This is a genomic window from Aquimarina sp. 433, assembly GCF_054054605.1.
This window is the reverse complement of the sequence record NZ_JBSWZK010000012.1, coordinates 60,552-79,401: the sequence shown is the minus strand read 5'-3', so window position 1 is coordinate 79,401 and position 18,850 is coordinate 60,552. Positions and strand designations below refer to the sequence as shown.

At 32.6% G+C, this 18,850-nt stretch carries 14 protein-coding genes; 5 read left to right on the top strand and 9 right to left on the bottom strand.

Annotation, left to right across the window (positions count from 1 at the left end):
• Nucleotides 1-8: 8 nt before the first annotated feature.
• Nucleotides 9-2,648: a type IX secretion system periplasmic lipoprotein PorW/SprE gene (gene porW, locus ACWNT5_RS20880; RefSeq protein ID WP_456518466.1), complete on the bottom strand. Its 2,640-nt coding sequence runs from the start codon at nt 2,646-2,648 to the stop codon at nt 9-11.
• Nucleotides 2,649-2,909: 261 nt separating this feature from the next.
• Between porW and ACWNT5_RS20875 the strand changes: the two genes are divergently transcribed.
• Both ACWNT5_RS20875 and ACWNT5_RS20870 read left to right on the top strand, forming a co-directional pair.
• Entirely contained in the window at nt 2,910-4,400 is a 1,491-nt protein-coding gene (locus ACWNT5_RS20875; RefSeq protein WP_456518465.1) for a T9SS type A sorting domain-containing protein, read from the top strand.
• Nucleotides 4,401-4,563: 163 nt separating this feature from the next.
• The gene (locus ACWNT5_RS20870) at nt 4,564-7,203 is read left to right on the top strand and encodes a carbohydrate-binding protein (RefSeq protein ID WP_456518464.1); all 2,640 of its coding nucleotides are present in this window, start codon (nt 4,564-4,566) and stop codon (nt 7,201-7,203) included.
• A gap of 69 nt (nt 7,204-7,272) precedes the next feature.
• On the opposite strand, the gene ACWNT5_RS20865 is transcribed toward ACWNT5_RS20870, so the two are convergent.
• The 6 genes from ACWNT5_RS20865 to ACWNT5_RS20840 form a co-directional block, all read right to left on the bottom strand.
• Nucleotides 7,273-7,968 carry an ABC transporter ATP-binding protein gene (locus tag ACWNT5_RS20865; RefSeq protein ID WP_456518463.1) on the bottom strand — a complete coding sequence of 232 codons (696 nt, stop codon included), beginning with the start codon at nt 7,966-7,968 and terminating at the stop codon, nt 7,273-7,275.
• Nucleotides 7,969-7,973: 5 nt separating this feature from the next.
• On the bottom strand, nt 7,974-9,449 hold the full coding sequence (locus ACWNT5_RS20860) for a DUF5687 family protein (protein WP_456518462.1): 1,476 nt from the start codon (nt 9,447-9,449) through the stop codon (nt 7,974-7,976).
• A gap of 92 nt (nt 9,450-9,541) precedes the next feature.
• Nucleotides 9,542-10,207, bottom strand: coding sequence for a hypothetical protein (locus ACWNT5_RS20855; RefSeq protein WP_456518461.1), 666 nt, complete (start codon nt 10,205-10,207; stop codon nt 9,542-9,544).
• A 28-nt stretch (nt 10,208-10,235) separates the two neighbouring features.
• On the bottom strand, nt 10,236-10,856 hold the full coding sequence (locus ACWNT5_RS20850; RefSeq protein WP_456518460.1) for a hypothetical protein: 621 nt from the start codon (nt 10,854-10,856) through the stop codon (nt 10,236-10,238).
• A gap of 38 nt (nt 10,857-10,894) precedes the next feature.
• Complete coding sequence (locus ACWNT5_RS20845; protein WP_456518459.1) at nt 10,895-11,644, bottom strand: hypothetical protein; 750 nt, start codon at nt 11,642-11,644, stop codon at nt 10,895-10,897.
• Entirely contained in the window at nt 11,629-11,967 is a 339-nt protein-coding gene (locus ACWNT5_RS20840) for a PadR family transcriptional regulator (RefSeq protein ID WP_456518458.1), read from the bottom strand. Before ACWNT5_RS20840 ends, ACWNT5_RS20845 begins: the two co-directional genes overlap by 16 nt.
• Nucleotides 11,968-12,168: 201 nt before the next feature.
• Between ACWNT5_RS20840 and ACWNT5_RS20835 the strand changes: the two genes are divergently transcribed.
• The 3 genes from ACWNT5_RS20835 (at nt 12,169) to ACWNT5_RS20825 (ending at nt 14,269) form a co-directional block, all read left to right on the top strand.
• The gene (locus ACWNT5_RS20835) at nt 12,169-13,221 is read left to right on the top strand and encodes a ferredoxin--NADP reductase (RefSeq protein ID WP_299609005.1); all 1,053 of its coding nucleotides are present in this window, start codon (nt 12,169-12,171) and stop codon (nt 13,219-13,221) included.
• A gap of 70 nt (nt 13,222-13,291) precedes the next feature.
• Nucleotides 13,292-13,741 (top strand): BLUF domain-containing protein, encoded by a 450-nt coding sequence (locus tag ACWNT5_RS20830; protein WP_456518457.1) that lies wholly within the window; start codon nt 13,292-13,294, stop codon nt 13,739-13,741.
• Between the two features lie 120 nt (nt 13,742-13,861).
• Nucleotides 13,862-14,269: a hypothetical protein gene (locus ACWNT5_RS20825; protein WP_456518456.1), complete on the top strand. Its 408-nt coding sequence runs from the start codon at nt 13,862-13,864 to the stop codon at nt 14,267-14,269.
• 4 nt (nt 14,270-14,273) lie between these two features.
• Here the strand turns inward: ACWNT5_RS20825 and ACWNT5_RS20820 are convergent, their stop codons facing one another.
• Nucleotides 14,274-14,714 (bottom strand): response regulator, encoded by a 441-nt coding sequence (locus ACWNT5_RS20820; RefSeq protein ID WP_456518455.1) that lies wholly within the window; start codon nt 14,712-14,714, stop codon nt 14,274-14,276.
• A complete protein-coding gene (locus tag ACWNT5_RS20815) occupies nt 14,686-18,711 on the bottom strand; it encodes a CheR family methyltransferase (RefSeq protein WP_456518454.1) in 4,026 nt (1,341 codons plus the stop codon). The genes ACWNT5_RS20820 and ACWNT5_RS20815 overlap by 29 nt, the downstream gene beginning before the upstream one ends.
• Nucleotides 18,712-18,850: the final 139 nt, after the last annotated feature.

Below are 18,850 nucleotides of genomic sequence, written 5' to 3'. Positions count from 1 at the left end.
ATAAATTATTATTCTGATTCTATTTTAGCCTGTACATAGCTATAACTGTCTAAATTCTTATGAATTTGTAAAATTCTATAATTAGGCGAAGCGATGATAAAGAACTCCTTATCCACTTTAGGATAATACTTTTTCCTTCTATTCCATTTAGTCAAATCTACACCTCTTGTATCCTCTATTTTACCAAGAATTAAAAGTTCCGCTAAACCTTCTGCTCCCAATTTATCTCTTTTGGTATGTACTACAACAAATTGTTCATCTTCTGTATACACATCTAAAGAGACCGTCATTTTATCATAACGAAGATCTTTAATGATAGCTTCTAATCTTTCCTTCAGTTCTTGTGCTTGATTATCACCAAATCGCGAAAAAGCGTACACTAATTTATGATTATTTTCCTGATCTACTCCTTCTGTTACGAAAGAACTGTTTTGTATTTGAGGAATTGTAGTTTGATAAATCAGTTGCGCTTTCTTCCCTTCTGGACTCTGAGGGTAATTTAGAGATACGTAATTAAGTGCTTCTTTGTAGGCTTCAAACCCACGATAACGACCAACAGCTTGAGCTTTTAACAATTCAAATTTTGGAACAAAGTCTTCTCCTCCAAATTTTGTTATTAACTCATCACTTTCCTTAATTACTTGAGCATATTTCTGATCTCTAAAATCTTTATACAATCTATTATACATGGATTCTGGACTATCTTTGTCATCTTGCAATGCTTCATCTGGATTTTGAAGTATTTTAGCGTATCGAGAATCTCCGTGATTATTGATTATATCTTGCTTAATCGCGTTGGATTTTGCAACATCCTCTTGTACGAGATAAATCTTGTATAAATTATATTTAGAAGGAATTATAAGTCTTTCTTCCGGATTACTTTCTAATAAATTTTCAAACTTATCAGTTGATAATCCATACTCTTGAAACTTTTCTTTATAAATAACTCCTAACTGATAGTAGGCAAAATTCCTATCCGTTTGCAGACTATCAATTATTTTTTGATCTGTTGGTAGTTGTGTAATATAAGTTTGTGGATCAAATGTTGGATCTGTATCTATTGAATATTCTTCCTGTTGAGATTGTTCTTCACTAGAAACTGCACTTGGGTTTGTAATACTCGATATTCTCCAATTATCTTGTAGTTCTCTATTTCCAAAAATTCTTTTGAAAGCTGTTTTACCGTAAGCAACAGTAGTAGGGTTGTAAAAATAAAACGTTCCTCCTGCTTCAGGATTAGGACCTCCTGGTTGGCCTATTGCGGTTCTTGGCTGATTAAACCTTTGCTCATTTGGTAATTCTCCTTTTATCCTTTCTATTTCAGCTGCTTCTTGCGCTGCAATAGCAGCAGCTTTTAATTTCTCGGTATACTCAGAGTAATATGCTAAACGCTCTTCTGGAGACATCGCTACCGCTTTTAGTATACTATCGTTAGTCTGTGCTATTGATTCGTATAATATAACATCGTCTAGATTAACACGCTTCTTCTTCAGTACACGATACTTTTTAGAGTCCACAACCATACGTTCTAACGTACTATCATAATAAGCTCCAGCAACGGCATATTCTTTGTCATCGAAATTAATGTCGCCTAGTGCCTTATAATTTAAAGATTGTAAATGCCTGTCGTCAGTATTTGTTCTTAATGACTTATTGTAAAATGCTACTGCGAGATCTATAGAGTCTAAAGTATTATAGTATACTGCTTTCTGATTATAGATTTTATCTAGAAAAGGTCGATTTTCTCGATTCTCCTCCAAATCAGTTAGAAGTTCTAGAAACTCTTGCTTATTTCCTGTTTCGTAGTTGAAGTTTCGCGCCTTTGCCATGTAGGCATTAAGCATATATCTTCTAGGAGTTTTCCTATTAAGCTCAATCACTTGATCAAAAGCATAGTTTGCACTGTCTTTATAACCTAATTGATTTAATAATTGTCCTTTGATATAGAGGTACCTCCCTTTTTCTTCATTATTTTTAGAATGTATAGCAGCTTTGCTGATATAAGTAACCGCAGAATCTTTCTGCTCCAGATTAATATATGCTTGCGCTATCATCGCTACTGCATCAGAATAGTCCTGAGCTTCCATATATTCCTCCTCTACCATTTTCATCAAATCTTCAATTGCTTTTTCGTTATTATCCAATCGAAGATTTGCCTTTGCTCTCCATACTTTAGCATGGTTGATATTATTACTGGTAGGATATTTATATAAAATGTAATTAAAAGCTTCTAGGGCAGGAATAAATCTTTGTTCATTATATCTGGCTTTTCCTAAAAGCAAAAATGCTTCATCGATTTTAGGATTTCTTTCTCTATCATCGATAAGCATACTATGTTTCTGAATTGCTTTCGCAGCTTTTTCCTCAGCTTTATCAAAATTCTGATTTAAAACTTCATTAGGTAGCCTTACATCTTCACTAACTATCAGTCTTTCTACGGGCAGAAGTTCCCAAAAATTATCTTTATATGTCTGAACAATATCTTGCTTTCCTTTGTCAAAAGCTACTCTTCCATTATACAGCGTATTATTCTTGGTGGTTACATCATGCCAAGCTCTGTTGGTCCATTTGTCCTTTTTACGCGAACAACTAAACCCAACAACAATCAGGAAAAGTATAACGATGATCTGTGATAAATTTTTGCTCAAATCTGAATAATTTATACGCTGATAACTAAAAAACTTACGTTTTAGTACATCAGAGCGGCACAAAATACGGTGTGAAATGTAAAAATACATTTCTTTCTGTAAAAAACACTTTAACCTTCTATTTTTTTATCTATTTGGGGTACTATACTACCTTTTATGCGATATCATAAAAAAACGAATACTAATTTGACCTTGTCAAATTCTATTTTAAAGATTTTCGAGACAAGAAAGATATAGATATTACCCTTTTACAGTCATCTCATGAAAAACTTACTACTTACTCACAAATTCCTCAAATTATTATTCCTTTTTCTTATTTGCACTCAAACCAATGCCCAAAAAAGGGTTGGTGATCCAGGTGTAACCTTCGATGATAGTAAATACGACAATAGATATCCTCAAATACTGGAATGGCAAAAAGCTGGAGTAAGAGGTGGAATACCATATTTAGACGACATAAGAATTTTTACAACCCTCAATAGCGATAGTAATAGTTCTCAGATAAATCAAGCAATTAACGATGCCGCTAAAGAAAATGAATTAGTAGGAGTTTTGTTAAAAAATGGCACATACACTATCGATAATGCTGTAAAAATGAAATCCAACGTAGCGCTTATTGGAGAAAGTCGAAATGGTGTTCGATGTATCATTAATATGGATAGTGGTAACGGATTTAGATTTGATAATGTAAAAAATGCTGGAATTTATAGATTAACTATTGAAGGTAGTTGGGGGACTCCGAAATATAAATGGAATTATAGTCTATCACAAAATGACGAACTTAGAAATATAGATAATATATCCGTAAAAATCGTACGATCTGAAGACTGCTGGTTAGACAAGGTAAACATTTATAATTCAGCAAGAGATCCTATCAGAGTTCCTTCTAATCACATTACACTGCGTGATTTGGATGTGAAAGGCGCTCATAAAAAAGCTGGTGGTGCACAAGGATATTTTTTTATTCAAGGTGCTTATAATTTAATCACAGGTTGTAAGGTAACTCACCTACGTCATATTTCACTTCAAGGAGGGAATGTAGAATACAATGTGGTTTATGATAATGACTTTAGACAAGAAGTAAGCTTTCATAGTGGCGATGCTGGAAACAACCTTATAGAAAACAACAAAATTACACTGCCAGCAGACATGTCTCCTGTAAGCGAAGATGAACTTTTACCCGATGATCCAAGAGAAATAGCTACTAACAAACCTGTATATTTTGCTATTATGGGGCCTTGGTCTACACAACACGATAATTCTGAAAAACCTAATTTCATAATCAATAACAGCTGTCTCCAATTAAATCATAGTTATGGATCTGCAACACCTTGGTCTCAACCTGGCATCTTATATAAGGGACCTCTTAAATTAGGACTAACCATAAACGAAAGGATACAAAACTTTCCAGAAGTATCTTCTAACTTACATCCCAGCGGAGAAACTTTATATCCCATAGATAATGCAATGGTATTATCTACAGATGATCAATTTATAACCGATTTAGATGTTACTTTATATCCTAATCCAACAAAAAAAACGTTTTTTATCAATCTTAATAATACTTCAGAAACTAAAGTTAACGTTGAAATTAGAGACATTTTTGGAAAGCTCGTAAAATCAAAAAAAGGCATATATACAGGTCAATTAAATCCTATACAAGTAGATAACTTATCATCGGGAATATACCTAGTGCAGTTTACTGATTACAAGAACAATCAAACATCTACTAAAAAACTAATTATCAAATAATAATATCACTTGATAATCTCAATCCTTATTTTCGATATGCCTTATATTTCTTTATAAAAAAAACATATACTCAACCAGAAGGTACGTATACTATTTAGTGGGTCTTCAGTCTGTTATAAATTCTTAGTCTTGTGATTAACTATTCATAACAAACAAACTCAACATGAACAATTTTAATTTAAAAAGCGGCATACGTCGCTTACGGCTACTTATTTTAATTATTTACTTACCTATTTACGGACAACTTAAAGTTGGTGATCCGGGCATCAAATTTGATAATACTAAATACGACAGTAGATACCCACAAATAAAAGAATGGCAGAAAGCTGGTGTACGAGGAGGAATTCCATTTTTAGAAGATATTACCATTGTTAAAACACTTAATGCGGGAGCATCGAGTAATCAAATAAATCGGGCTATTAGTGATGCTTCAAAACAGAATAAACTTGTAGGTATTCTTCTTAAAAATGGTACTTATACCATTAACGAAGAGATCAGGATGAAATCTAATGTAGCACTCATTGGAGAAAGTAGAAACGGAGTGAAATGCGTTATCAAAATCAATAACAAAAACGGATTTAGATTCGATCGCGTTAAAAATTCAGGGATCTATCGTCTAACTATTGAAGGAGGTTGGGGAATACCAAAATATAAATGGAACTATGGTATTTCTAAAAATGATGAACTCAGAAATGTAGACAATATTTCAATTAAAATTGTACGATCAGAAGACTGCTGGGTAGATGGAGTAAACATCTACAATTCTGGTAGAGATCCTATTAGAGTTCCTTCGAACCATATAACCTTAAGAGATTTAGATGTTAAAGGTTCTCATAAAAAAGCTGGAGGTGCACAAGGATATTTCTTTATTCAAGGAGCTTATAATTTAATCACAGGTTGTAAAGTAACGCACCTGAGACATATATCGCTTCAAGGAAGTAATGTAGAATACAATGTGGTTTATGATAATGACTTTAGACAAGAAGTAAGCTTTCATAGTGGTGATGCTGGAAATAACCTTATCGAAAACAACAGAATTATACTTCCTAGTGACATGTCCCCAGTAAGCCGAGATGAACTGCAACCTAATGATCCTAGGGAAATTGCGACTAATAAACCTGTTTATTTTGCTATTATGGGACCTTGGTCTACTCAACATGATAATTCTAAGAAGCCTAATTATATTATCAATAATTCCTGCGAACAACGAAACCATAATTATGGATCTTCCACTCCTTGGTCAGAGAGAGGAGTTCTTTATAAAGGTCCTAAAAAACTAGGGTTATCTATTAATGAAAGGATTAACAACTTTCCATCAGTAAATCCTTCACTTAATCCAAAAGGTAAAACGTTATATCCAATTATCTTAGGAGATGAAAATGAAGCTCCTGATGTTGAAATTATATCACCATCTAATAATACAGTCTTTAGAAAAAATGAGAAAATTACTATAACTGCAACAGCTTCTGATGATAAAAAGATAGAAGGAGTAGAATTTTATGTGAATGGAAATGCAATTGGAAGCAAAAATAAAGCTCCATTTCAGATCGAAAAAGTTTTATCTGTTTCCGGAACATATACATTGACTGCAAAAGCTACAGATAATGATGGTTTAATGACAACTTCTGATGCTATTAAAATTACTGTAACAGAAAGTCCTGAAATAACAATTCCTGGAGCATTTGAAGCAGAAAACTATGATACTAAATCTGGAAGTGTTAAAATAGAAAACACACCTGCATCAGATGGTCAAAATATTGGATTCATAAGAAACAATGATTATGTCGAATACAACGTAAATGTTACAGCATCTGGAGAGTACAATATCGATACCTATACTTCGAGTAATGGTAGAGGTGGAGAAATACAGATATATGAAGCAAATAAATTAGTTGGAAGTATAACTGTTCCTTTTAGTGGTGATTGGCACTCTTATAAAAAACAATCGACACAAATAAACCTTCAAAAAGGCACTAAAAAACTGAAATTATTATTTAAAGGAACTAATGGATATCTATTTAATGTTGATAAAATAAATACTACATTCTTAGAACCTTTAGAAACAACAATTGCCTTATCTCCTGTTGATGACGCCTATTTACAATACACTTCGCGCTTTAATAACAATATTATCAGAATCGAAAAAGGAAAAAGAATTGGTTATCTTAAATTTAATCTTTCTAGTATTGGTGGAAACATTAAAAATGTAAAATTAAAATTTAATGTATCAGAAGATAGCGGTAAAGGAAATCTAAGAATATACAAAGGAACCTCTAATCAGTGGAGCGAAGAAACAATTTCTAACACTAATAAACCAAAGCTGTCAGACCCACTTGGTAGTATTACTGGAACTTTTGATATCAATACCTCTCATACCATTTCGTTAGATCCTGGAGCTTTTGACAAAGGTCCTATTTCATTGATTTTACTATTAGATTCAGGGAACGATTTTGCCTTTGCTTCTAAAGAAAATCAAACCAAAGGCAAGCCAGAACTGTTAATCACGTATATCAAAACATCCACAAATCATTCCAATACTATTTCAGAAGAAGACCAAAAAGGGAATACAGAAATCGAGGTATTTCCTAACCCCACACGAGATATGCTTACAATTTCGGGTGGTAAAACAAACAAGCTTATTAAAATATATAGTATGTCTGGTAAGATTGCTAAAGAAGTTGTACTTAGAGAAGATCGAAGAATAATAGACTTATATGGATTACCTTCTGGTTATTACCACATACATGTTGTTGACATAAATAAAGGCACATTACTTGCCAAATCAACTATCATAAAAAACTAAACTTTTAAACAAAAGATCCGTTTGGTTTATATAGATATTAAACCAAACGGATCTTATATATGAGGCTTTTTATTTATTAAAATGCTCTTCTAATTCTTTTAATGTTGCTTCAGATGTCACCAAGTCTTTTACTACTTCTCCTTTATCTAACACAACAATGCGTTCGCATACCTCTGTAACATGGATTAAATCGTGACTAGAAACTAGCACCGTTACATTAGGATCTGCCGCCAAGTCTTTAATTATTTTCTTTAAACGAATCTGGGTGGTAGGATCTAGATTCGCAAATGGTTCATCCAAAATAACTACTTCTGGATTCCCAATAAGCGCAGCAACAATTCCTGCCTTCTTTTGATTACCTTTGGATAGGTCTCTCAAATATTTCTTTTGACCTAGAATTTCTCCGTGAAAAAAGTCTTCAAAATTAGCCAGTAAAGCATCTACATCTGCTTTATTTTGACCTCTCAATTCTCCTATGAAATAAAAATATTCTTCGGCAGTAAGATATCCTATTAAAAAAGTTTCGTCGATAAAAGCAGAAGTGTTAGATTTCCATTCTTCGCTCTCACTTACTTTAATTCCGCTATTTTCTATATATCCCGTTGTGGGTCTGATAAGATCCAATAAAGCACTAAACAAGGTAGTTTTTCCGGCTCCATTATTTCCTACTAATCCAAAACTGTCACCTTTAGGTATTTCTAAATTTTCGATATTCAATACGGTATTCGCTCCGTATGTTTTTGTTATATTATGTACTCCTATCATCTTCCTTATTTTTTTTGTTTATACGCCCAAATGGTTGCGTATTTTTCTGTTTTGTAAATTTTTTCGATTTTGTCAAAAACCATATTTCTAAAAGCAAAACCTGCTATCCCTGCTACGGCTACTAATGCATAACCCGCATAAGGATTATAAGCATAATGACCTATTGCATACAGTACTACAGGTAATGCCAACTTTGGTAATGAAAGCATCAATGTTTTCATATTAAAAGATTGTTTATCTCCAAACGCCTTCTTGTTACTGGTAAGATCTATAGGTGTTTTTACATAAGCTCCAGCCAACAATACTACATGAGCATTCAATCCCATATTATAAATTCCACCAACAATAACCGCCAAATAGGCTTCCCATCCAAAATACAGGTAACCCGAAGCCAAAATAACAGAAACAAATGTTGCCATTACCATCAGCCACCATTTGGAAGATAAATATTCTCTATATTTAATATTCTGGCTCATCATCAACGGATAATAAGAACTATCCCAACTTGGAACAAATTGACCAAAACTCAATAAAAATCCACCAGACACAAATATTCCTGCAAATATTCTCCATACTGGACCATCGTATGCTTCTACGGCTCCTGTAAAAAATAATAGCCCGTAAAAAAGAAATAGCACACTAACAATTACAGTAGATCGCGCTCTTTTATTCCTTTTGATCAATTTAATGTCATTTTTAAGAAATATAGCTGTTTTCCCAAAACGATCTAACCAATCCAGATTTTCTGTCTTTACATCTTTAGATTTTGTAGCCAAACCTTCATCTAAATATAAACCACTTACAAAAGACTTGAATGCTATTATATAAAGAACGATTGCAGCAACTATTGGCAATATAAACAGGTATAAAGTATCAGATAACCCTTGGAAAAATGGCGCTGTATATACAGTGATATCAAAATATCCAAAATAATGCAACCCTCCTAAAATCGCCATAACGCTTCCTATCCCATAGATCAAATTATCTTTATTATTTAATAAGATATTTAGAAAGTTATTAGCGTAAACAAGTCCAATTAACCCTAGATTCCAGAGTAGTACATTAAGCACAGGAGCATCTCCTTTAGAAATTAGTAGTATGGAAAATGGAACAAAAAAGAATGCATGAATGATATTAAAAAAAGATAGCATCGTCTTGCCCATTCCAAAAGACACAATTTTACTTTTATTAAACGGCAAAATAAGTAGCGGTTTAATATTTATTACTGGCATTTTTTGTAATGCATACCTAAAAATAAGATCAAATGCCCACCAATAGATCAAAAATTTATTTACTACCGTAAGAGGATTTTGGCATAATTCCTTTTCGGCATATTTGTATACCAAAAAACTTCCACCCATCATCATAAGGATAAAGTATACTGCCCAAAATCCCATAAAGATTTTCATCCAAACTCCAGATGAAGCAGAGGCAGATCTCCAGAAGGATTTCCACTGTAAGGATATAAAGTGTTTAAACATAGTTGTATTAGTTTTAGAAGAAGTAAGAAATACTTCTTACATTATTTAGTAAACAAAAAGTAAATTTTGTTACAATTTTGAAAGAAAAATCCTTAAGCTTTTACCATTGGATAGGAAGAAATCACCTCATTAACAAGGTGTTTCTTAAGCTTGGCGTATGCCAAAATTGTTACTACAGAAAACGTAATGATACTGCTCAACACTAGAACATTATCATATTCTTTAAAAAATGTGGTTATAGCAAAAAGAGATGCAATCGGAATCACCATGATCATTTGAAGATATTCTAATATTTTGATAGTTAAAAAACTATAACCTTTATTATACATCTTTTTTAAATATCTATTAGTATTGTATGAACCTTGAAATATTAAAGAGATATTTAGTAGTTGTGCAATCAGGCTATAGGTGCTCTGTTCCACCTCAAAAGTTTGAAACGTAACCACAAATCCAATAAAAATACAAATGGTAAGAAGTACTTTCGGAAATGAAAAATAGTTTTTTAATCCATCCGTATAGATCCGAAAAAACTTTCTTAACAACACTTTCTTCTTTTGAGAGGTAATCTGTTTTAATCCCTTTTTACCATCAAAACCTTCAAGAATTTCTTTTGTTTTTTCCTTAAAAGAAACAACGTTTTCTTCCTCCAAAGCAATAGCGAAATGATCAACTAACTCTGTCTGCACATCGTAGTATTTGACCCCATTCTTTTTTATAATACGATACAATTCTTTTATATGATACTCTTCCAATTTCATACACTTATGTTTTAGTCCTTTCTACTATCTATGCCAATTGCATACGTTTTTTATAAAAAATTACTAGTGAAATCATTGTTTTTAAACTTCCAACAAAGAATAGTGTTAGCACTCCAAGATAAATGTAGTAGAATGTCGAAGGTTCTTTTAGATGAGGAATAAATTGATAATTAAAAGAGAAGAATATCGTTATTAAAACTCCAAAATTTCCAATAAATGAAAACTTCTTTTTCCCAAATACTATCAGCGGTATAAATGCTACTAATACTAATAAAAATGTCGGAAATAAAGAACCCCAAACACTATCTATATAAAAATACGAGTAAATCTCATTAAAAATCCAAAAACAACCTATACTACCTAAAAGTACCTGCCAGGTCACTAAATTCTTTAGGAGTTTTACAGAGACACTTTTAAATATCTTCCAATTAAATGGTTTGCTTCCTTCTTTTACCAACGACGCCTTATTTTCTACCATATATTCTTTAAAAATGTGATAGAAATCTCTGGTATCTCCCTCATTCATTCTATGCTCAATTTCCGAAGCGACGTGATCGACCATTTCAATTCTTACATCCTCATAATGGATATCCGAATTCCACAAATATGTATCAATAAATTGTATATCTTCTAATGTTAGTTTTCCCATGTTTGTCGGTTTTTATTCCCCAAATACAATTAGTTTTCTTACGCTGCTGTTAACATTTGATATTGTTTGTCATATTGTTTTATGAATCTTCGATACCCTACAAGACTGATCCAAGTGTAAAACACAGCCACTAGTGTTAAACCAAGATATATACGTTGATATAGTAATGTTTTGACAAAATCTTCATCAAGTTGTTCTACTATGGTTAAAATGTTAGGAAAATATAACATCAATCCTATCCAAGAAGAATAAACAACCAAGGCAAGTGATGTATTCTTTCTTCTTTTATATTGTTGTATCCAAACATAAATACAAGGGATTAAAGTTAATATCACTCCACCCAACATGATCCACTTTATTTCAAAGTATTCTGAGAAAGAAAAAAGTATTCCCGTACAAAGTAAGAATGGCAATACAATCTTATAGTTTCTTAGCACATCTTTTACCGTTTCTAAAGTTGTTCTTCTTATTTTTTTTGTGATATGCTTTCTTTTTTCAATTAGCAACTTTTTATAACCTCGACTATCTTCATAGATAGATTTCCCAGATTTGTTCGCTCCTATATCCCAAGCGTAAAAAGACACTTTATTCCCAAAACTCTTATGTACTTGTTCCATTGCAGTTTCGAAAGAAATACCTTCTTTCATTTTCTTTTCTGCTTCGCAAACAATATGATCCAATAACTCTATCTGTACATCCCAATATTTAATTTTATGATGTACAAGATAATTCTCTATAAACTGAATTTGATTTTTTGTTAATCCTCCCATACTTAGCTTATACTCCACTTTGGGTTAATAATTGTTTGCATCGTACGAATGTACTCTTCTAACTCTGTTAACCGATTCGCCGTTTCTTTGGATCCTTTTTCGGTTAATTTGTAATATTTGCGCAATCGATTATCTACTTTTTGCATTTCTACATCTAGTAAACCTTCTGCTTCTAACTTATGTAATGCTGGATATAATGCACCTTCGGTGATGTTTAATTCTCCCTTAGTAATTTCTTTTACTTTTTGTGTAATCTCATAGCCATACATCTTATCACTTTCTTCCAAAAGCTTTAAAATAATGGTGTTTAAACTACCTTTATATAATTTAGAATTGCCCATAACACTATTCATTAGGCATCAAATATATACATAATTTTCTTATGCATAAGTTTTTTAGGTATATAAATTTATCCCAAAACCACTCTATGGTGTTTTGCATTTAGTATTTTTGCGCAAAAATTAATATTGAGAAATTAGAATTCTAATATGCTCATATGAAAAACCTTAAAAAGTTTTCGACTTACTATTTACTTTATTGCTATGTCAGATTTTCACACATTAACTATTAAAGATATTACTCGCGAAACTCCTAAAGCCGTTTCTATTGAATTTGATATTCCCAGCACACTGTCCGATGCCTATAATTTTATCGCAGGACAGTATATTACTATTAAGACTGTTGTAGATGGGAATGAGATAAGAAGAGCTTATTCTATATGTTCGGCACCCAAAAGTGGATCTCTTCGTGTAGCAGTAAAAGAAATTGAAGGAGGTACTTTTTCTTCGATCGCTAATAACAAACTAAAAATTGGTGATACTCTGGATGTGCATACTCCAGAAGGTTCTTTTCTATTGGAATCTAATCCAACTGCTCAAAATCATTATGCAGCTTTTGCAGCAGGAAGTGGAATCACTCCAATCATGAGTATGATCAAATGTGTTCTGGAAGAAGAGCCTAATAGTAGCTTTGTATTAGTATATGGTAACCAAAATCCAACGGAAACTATTTTTCATAAAGAACTTTTAGCCTTACAAGTCAACTATCCTGATCGGTTGTTTGTAGAGTTCTTTTATAGCAGAAGCCAGGAAGATGGTGCTCGTTTTGGAAGAATAGAAAAGTCTACGATCAATTTTATCACTAAAAATAAGTTTAAGGACACTACTTTTAAAAGTTTTTACCTCTGCGGTCCAGAAGCTATGATCAACACAGTTACTGAGGTTTTAACTGAAAATAATATTGCCAAAGAAGATATACATTTCGAATTATTTACCAGCAGTACAGAAACAACAGAAATCGAAGCTGATCTAGACGGTCAAACTAAAATTACGATATTGGTTGATGATGAAGAATCTTCTTTCGTGATGGATCAGAAAAAAACCATATTAGATGCTGCCTTAGAAGAAGATATCGATGCTCCGTATTCGTGTCAGGGAGGAGTTTGTAGTTCTTGTATATGCAAAATAACCGAAGGTAAAGCGGTAATGGGTAAAAACAGTATACTTACCGATGCTGAACTAGAAGAAGGATTAGTATTGGCATGCCAGGCATATCCAACATCATCCACGATAAAAGTTGATTTTGATGATGTTTAAGAGTATCTTTATATAAAGATCTTTACTCGGTCTTTTTATAACATTAAACCACAAATTACATTATCTTTTTATGGCTCCATTGGCTTGTGTCCTATATTTAAGTATTGAAAACGAATCTTTTAATGAGACCTCTTTACATCAATTAGTTTACAAAGCGCAAGAAGAGAATAAAAATCACGGTGTCACGGGATTTCTCTACTACAAACAAAATCACTTTTTTCAGTATGTAGAAGGGAATCAATTGGATGTTAATAATTTATTAAACAGTCTAAAAAAAGATACACGACATAAAATTTTAGAGTGTATTTATGATGATCAACTTCATACAAGAAGGTTTCCGAATTGGAATATGGGCGATCTAAAAACCAATCAGTTAATGCAAATCAAGTTTGAAGATCTAATCATCGAAAACTTACTGTACAGAAAGGTCCGTAACAATTCTCCAATTGCGATTGAAAACCATAATCTTTGGAAGCTGATTGATAATTTAGCTTTCTTTCAAAATTCGGATCTGCAATAATGGTATAATTGCATTTTATCGGTAATATTTGTTTTTTATCGGTATTTTGTGTTTCTTATATTTTCCCTTTCTTGAAAAAAGGATACAAAAACTATCTTTCTGATAATAAAAGTAGTACAGATGTTTATCGTAATTAACAACAATAAAATATCCAACTTTTTTCTAGCTCAACATATAGAAAAATCCCAAAATATATCAAAAGGGTTGTTTTTTGAAAACACCGAGGATGCTTGTGATTATCTAACTCCTCTACACACTATTATTTCAAAGCCTGTGTATATTTTTATTAATAAGGATATGCCCCATATTAATGGTTGGGAGTTTCTAGAAAGATATGCTTTCGTAGAAAATAACAACTACAATATTCATATTGTTTTAATGACAAAGAATGAACTTGACATTGAAGAAGAGATAAAAATAAATAACTATCCTAACGTTATAGCAAGGAACATTTCTGAAATCGACAATCTATTTATAGATGATTTTGTTAGCAAAATGCATAAATCATTTTTATTAAAAACAGTGTAATTTTCTACGCATCTACAGTATGGAAATCTGGGTTATTAATATAAAAATCATAAACTCTTTTTAATGTACTTTCCTCCAACGGTTTCTCAATAAAATCATGCACCAATTCTTCTTTCTCGAAAGCCTTTATTCGATCTTTTTCCCAATTAGAAGTTGTAAGAAATGCCAATAGTATATCTCCTCTCTTTTCTTTAGGTAATTTAGCATATTCTTCTAAAAACTCAAAGCCATCCATCTTAGGCATATTGATATCCAAAAAAATAACGTTGGGTCGAGGAAACTCATCTTCACTACCCTTGAATTTTCCAGTTCTATTTAAATAATCCAGAGCTTCCAAACCATTATAAGCTTCAAAAACCTGATTAGCAACTCCACTAATTTCTATCAGTTTTTTATTATAAAAATTAGTGGATTTACTATCGTCTACCAGCAGTATGCAATTCATCTTTTTCATATTTATTATCTAAAGTTAACTTAGCAATGGAAAAATAAAAGGAAGAACCTTTATCTGTAGATGACTTCACCCATATTCGTCCATTATGATTATCTACTATCCTTTTGCAATTTGCTAATCCGATGCCAGTACCTTCATACTCTTCCTGGCTGTGTAAACGTTTAAAAACTTCGAATATCTTTTCGTGATATTCTTTTTTAATTCCAATTCCGTTATCCTTTACAAAAAACTGATAATCTCTTCTTTTGAGCTCAGAACCTATCTGAATGATAGGGGCTACATCAGGTTTTCTATATTTTAGACTGTTCGAAATTAAGTTCTGAAACAATTGCCGAATCTGAATAGCATCACACGTAATTTCGGGGAGTTTTTCTACCAAAATTTTTGCTTTATTATCATCAATTGTTTTTTGTAAATCCTGCACAATTTCTTTTACGATTTGATTCAAATCTACTGTTTCAAAACTTAGGGATTTGTCATCTAACTGGGAGTACTGTAACAGATCATTGGTAAGTGTGATCATCCTACCAGAAGCATTTTCTATAAAATCTAAATAGGTGTGACCATTTTCATCCAGAACCTCACTATACTCTTGCTTAAATAATTTTGTAAAACTAGTCACCGTTCTAAGCGGTTCTTTAAGATCATGACTTGCTAAATACGCAAAACGTTCCAGCTCTACATTAAGCTGTTTCATTTTGTTTTCGGACTGTTTCTTGCTATGTATATCGATAAGAGTTCCTACAATCTTTTGTATATCTCCGTTAATTTCTTTTTGCGCTCGCGCATTTACTCTATACCATCGATATCCATCATTTTTCGTTTTAATTCGAACATCCTCGTCTAATCCTTCTTGCTCCTCTACCTGTTCCTCCAGACTCTTTCTAAACTTAGTAATATCTTCTGGGTGAATGATATTAATAAAAGAAGAAAAAGATGGTTTTAATGATTTAGCATCATATCCTAATAGCTGGTAGAATTCTTTGGACCACCAAGCCTTATTTTTTATAAAATCGCTCCATTCCCATAAGGCTGCGCGATTCCCTTTTATCGCTAACTGTAATCTGGATTCACTGACCATCAGCTTCGATTGCAAACTTTTTACCTTATTAATATTCTGAGCTAATCCTAATACAGATATTACATCGCCATTTTCATCACGTTCGTTGACCTTATCAGTAGCATAAATCCATATAGGTTCCTTAGAAATCTTATGTTTTATCCTATACTCAACTTCCAAAATCTCACCATCATTTAGTGACTTTAGCCTTTTATGGTGCTTTTCAATCGCTTTTAAATCATCTGGATGAAATAATTTTTCCGCTAGATTCGCACCCAATTTTCTAATTTCATCTTCAGTATATCCGGCAATCTTAGCAATACTATCGCTTGAGAATATATTTTGCTTTTTTACTAGGTCATAGATATAGATAATCCCTGGATTGGTATCTATCAGGTGTGTTAAAAACTCATTGGCTCTTGCTGTTTCCTTTAATGCAGTTTTGGTTTCATGGATATTTATAAAATTAATCACTACACCTCTAATAACGTGTTCTTGATTTCTATACGGGAAAATCTGCATAGAAAACCAGGTGCCATCGGCACTTTGTACTTCTCTTTTATAAGATTGCAGCGTGTTTATAACCGTCTTAGACAATTCCATTAAATCTTGTCCTCCTAATGTACCAGAAAAATGATGGATAGGTCTACCAATATCTTCTACCCTTAGTTGAAAATGTTGATGAATCGCTGGCGTAAACTTCCTGATATTAAAATTACGATCCAGAAACACTGTTCCGATATTTACATTTTTAATCAGGTTTTCGATATCAGAATTAGATTCCAATAACTGCGTATTCTTTTCTTGTAGTTCAGCATTTACAGTATGTAATTCTTCATTTAAAGATTGTAATTCTTCATTGGTGCTTTGTAACTCTTCATTCGACGCCATCAACTCCTCATTGGTTGCCTGCATCTCTTCATTCGTAGTTTCGAGTTCTTCTATGGTGGACTGAAGATTCTCTCTGGTTTCTGTCAATGCCTCTTTTAACTCTTCTACCTCTGCTGTTTTAGCAAAAACCGATGGTACTACATTTTCTCCTAAATCGTTTAATTCTATTCCTTTCTGTTCAAAAAATAAGATCAGATAGCTTTTTTTATATACCGAACCTAAGCTTAACTCCTTAACAACAAGTTTAATTTCTTTTAGGATATCCTCTTGCAAAATTTTTACGATTCGTTCTATAGAGTTGGAATTATTATCACTCTTCCCTATTTTTCTGATCATAGTGGTTAGAGGGATTGCCAATTCATCTGGTAACATTTTCATCAAATTATTGGTAAATCCTTCCTCTGGAAATTCGATATATTTCTTTAATCTTCCAGAGGCTTGTATAATTTCAAAACCTTCATCAACGCAGGCACAAACCACACCTAAATCTTCCATTAACATAGAATTAATGGACTTGATCATTTTATCAAACACCTTTTCCTTTTTACCAGCATTACGTGAGTCGATAGCATTGACACCTATTTTCCAAATATCATTATTGTACTGACTTACGAGTCTGCCTGGTTTTAGGTTTCTATATATTTTCCATTTCGAACTAACCTCATCAAAGTTTTTATCTAGTAATCCAATATTTTCAGAATTTCCTATGAACAGATATCCCTTTTCATTTAAAGCAAAATGAATACTGGTTAACACTTTTAGCTGAATTTCGCTATTCATGTAAATCAACATATTACGACAAGACACCAAATCCATTTTATTAAAAGGAGGATTTTGTAATATATCATGTTTAGAGAATATGATGTTACTTCGTATCGCAGGGTTAATTTGATAAGAGTTCTCTGTTACTGTGAAATACTTATTTAATAGTGTTTGAGGAATCTCAGAAGCGATACTTTCCTTATATACTCCTTTAGAAGCAATATCTACCGCTTTTTCATTAATATCCGTAGCAAATATCTTATACGAGCCTTTTTGTTTTGTTAGATAAAAATACTCTTCTAATAGTATCGCTATAGAATAGGCTTCTTCTCCTGTAGAACAAGCCACTACCCAAACCTTAATAGGTTCATCGCTACCCTGTTTCGCTCTAACAATATTAGGGATCACCTTTTGTTTCAGTTCATCAAATGCCTCTTGATCCCTAAAAAACTTAGTCACTCCTATTAAAAATTCTTTTGCTAAGATAAATTTCTCCTCAGGATACTCGTAGAGATAATTAATATAGTCTGCAACTGTCTTATTTTTAGTAATACTCATTCTTTTTGCCGTCCTTCTAAACAAGGTTGGCTTTTTATAGGAGAGAAAGTCATACCCTACATAACTTTTGATCATTTTAAGAATTCGTTCTAAAGATTGAGCACCTTCTATATGATCATCGACAGAACTGATATTAAAGCTATCATGAGCTACAAAATCCACCAATTCTGCTGGCATTTCTCCTGGCGATAAAACAAAATCTGCTAACCCTTGAGAAATGGCACTTCTTGGCATTCCATCAAATCTGGCACTTTCAGGACTTTGTACAAACAAGGTTCCTCCTACCTCTTTAATCGACTTTGCTCCTTTGGTACCGTCCGAACCTGTACCCGATAAAATAAAACAAATTGCCTTATCCCTTTTTTCTACAGCTAGTGATTTAAAGAAAATATCTACCGAAAAATTCATCTGATTGTTTGGTGGTCTTTTCGTAAGTACCAAATAACCATCTCTAATGATAATGTTTTTATTTCCTGGAATGAGATACACATGATCCGGTTTCACTTTCTCATTTCTCTGAGCTTCTGCCACCTTCATTTTAGTATGTCGCGAAAGGAGTTCGGGCATCAAACTTTTGTAATCTGGAGATAAATGTTGTACAATCACAAAGGCAAAACCAGTGTCGGACGGACAATGATCAAAAAATTCTTCTAATGCTTTTAAACCACCGGCAGAACTTCCAATACCTATAATAGGAAATGATTGATTAGTACTCATCTCATTTCCTTTATTCTCAGATTTTACCATAGAAAATAAATCGACAAAAATTAATGTTCAAAAAATCGGGGTAAGTATAGTAATTTAGATCAGAGATCTTACCCTAAGATACTAACTTTTATCCTAAATTTTTATTAAC

Excerpts from the sequence above, each read along its gene's own strand:
- ACWNT5_RS20865 (WP_456518463.1), bottom strand. The coding sequence starts at position 7,968 with ATGATAGGAGTACATAATATAACAAAAACATACGGAGCGAATACCGTA.
- ACWNT5_RS20855 (WP_456518461.1), bottom strand. The coding sequence starts at position 10,207 with ATGAAATTGGAAGAGTATCATATAAAAGAATTGTATCGTATTATAAAA.
- ACWNT5_RS20820 (WP_456518455.1), bottom strand. The coding sequence starts at position 14,714 with ATGAATTGCATACTGCTGGTAGACGATAGTAAATCCACTAATTTTTAT.
- ACWNT5_RS20815 (WP_456518454.1), bottom strand. The coding sequence starts at position 18,711 with ATGAGTACTAATCAATCATTTCCTATTATAGGTATTGGAAGTTCTGCC.
- ACWNT5_RS20830 (WP_456518457.1), top strand. The coding sequence starts at position 13,292 with ATGGCTCCATTGGCTTGTGTCCTATATTTAAGTATTGAAAACGAATCT.
- ACWNT5_RS20840 (WP_456518458.1), bottom strand. The coding sequence starts at position 11,967 with ATGGGCAATTCTAAATTATATAAAGGTAGTTTAAACACCATTATTTTA.
- ACWNT5_RS20870 (WP_456518464.1), top strand. The coding sequence starts at position 4,564 with ATGAACAATTTTAATTTAAAAAGCGGCATACGTCGCTTACGGCTACTT.
- ACWNT5_RS20875 (WP_456518465.1), top strand. The coding sequence starts at position 2,910 with ATGAAAAACTTACTACTTACTCACAAATTCCTCAAATTATTATTCCTT.
- ACWNT5_RS20825 (WP_456518456.1), top strand. The coding sequence starts at position 13,862 with ATGTTTATCGTAATTAACAACAATAAAATATCCAACTTTTTTCTAGCT.
- ACWNT5_RS20835 (WP_299609005.1), top strand. The coding sequence starts at position 12,169 with ATGTCAGATTTTCACACATTAACTATTAAAGATATTACTCGCGAAACT.
- ACWNT5_RS20860 (WP_456518462.1), bottom strand. The coding sequence starts at position 9,449 with ATGTTTAAACACTTTATATCCTTACAGTGGAAATCCTTCTGGAGATCT.
- ACWNT5_RS20850 (WP_456518460.1), bottom strand. The coding sequence starts at position 10,856 with ATGGGAAAACTAACATTAGAAGATATACAATTTATTGATACATATTTG.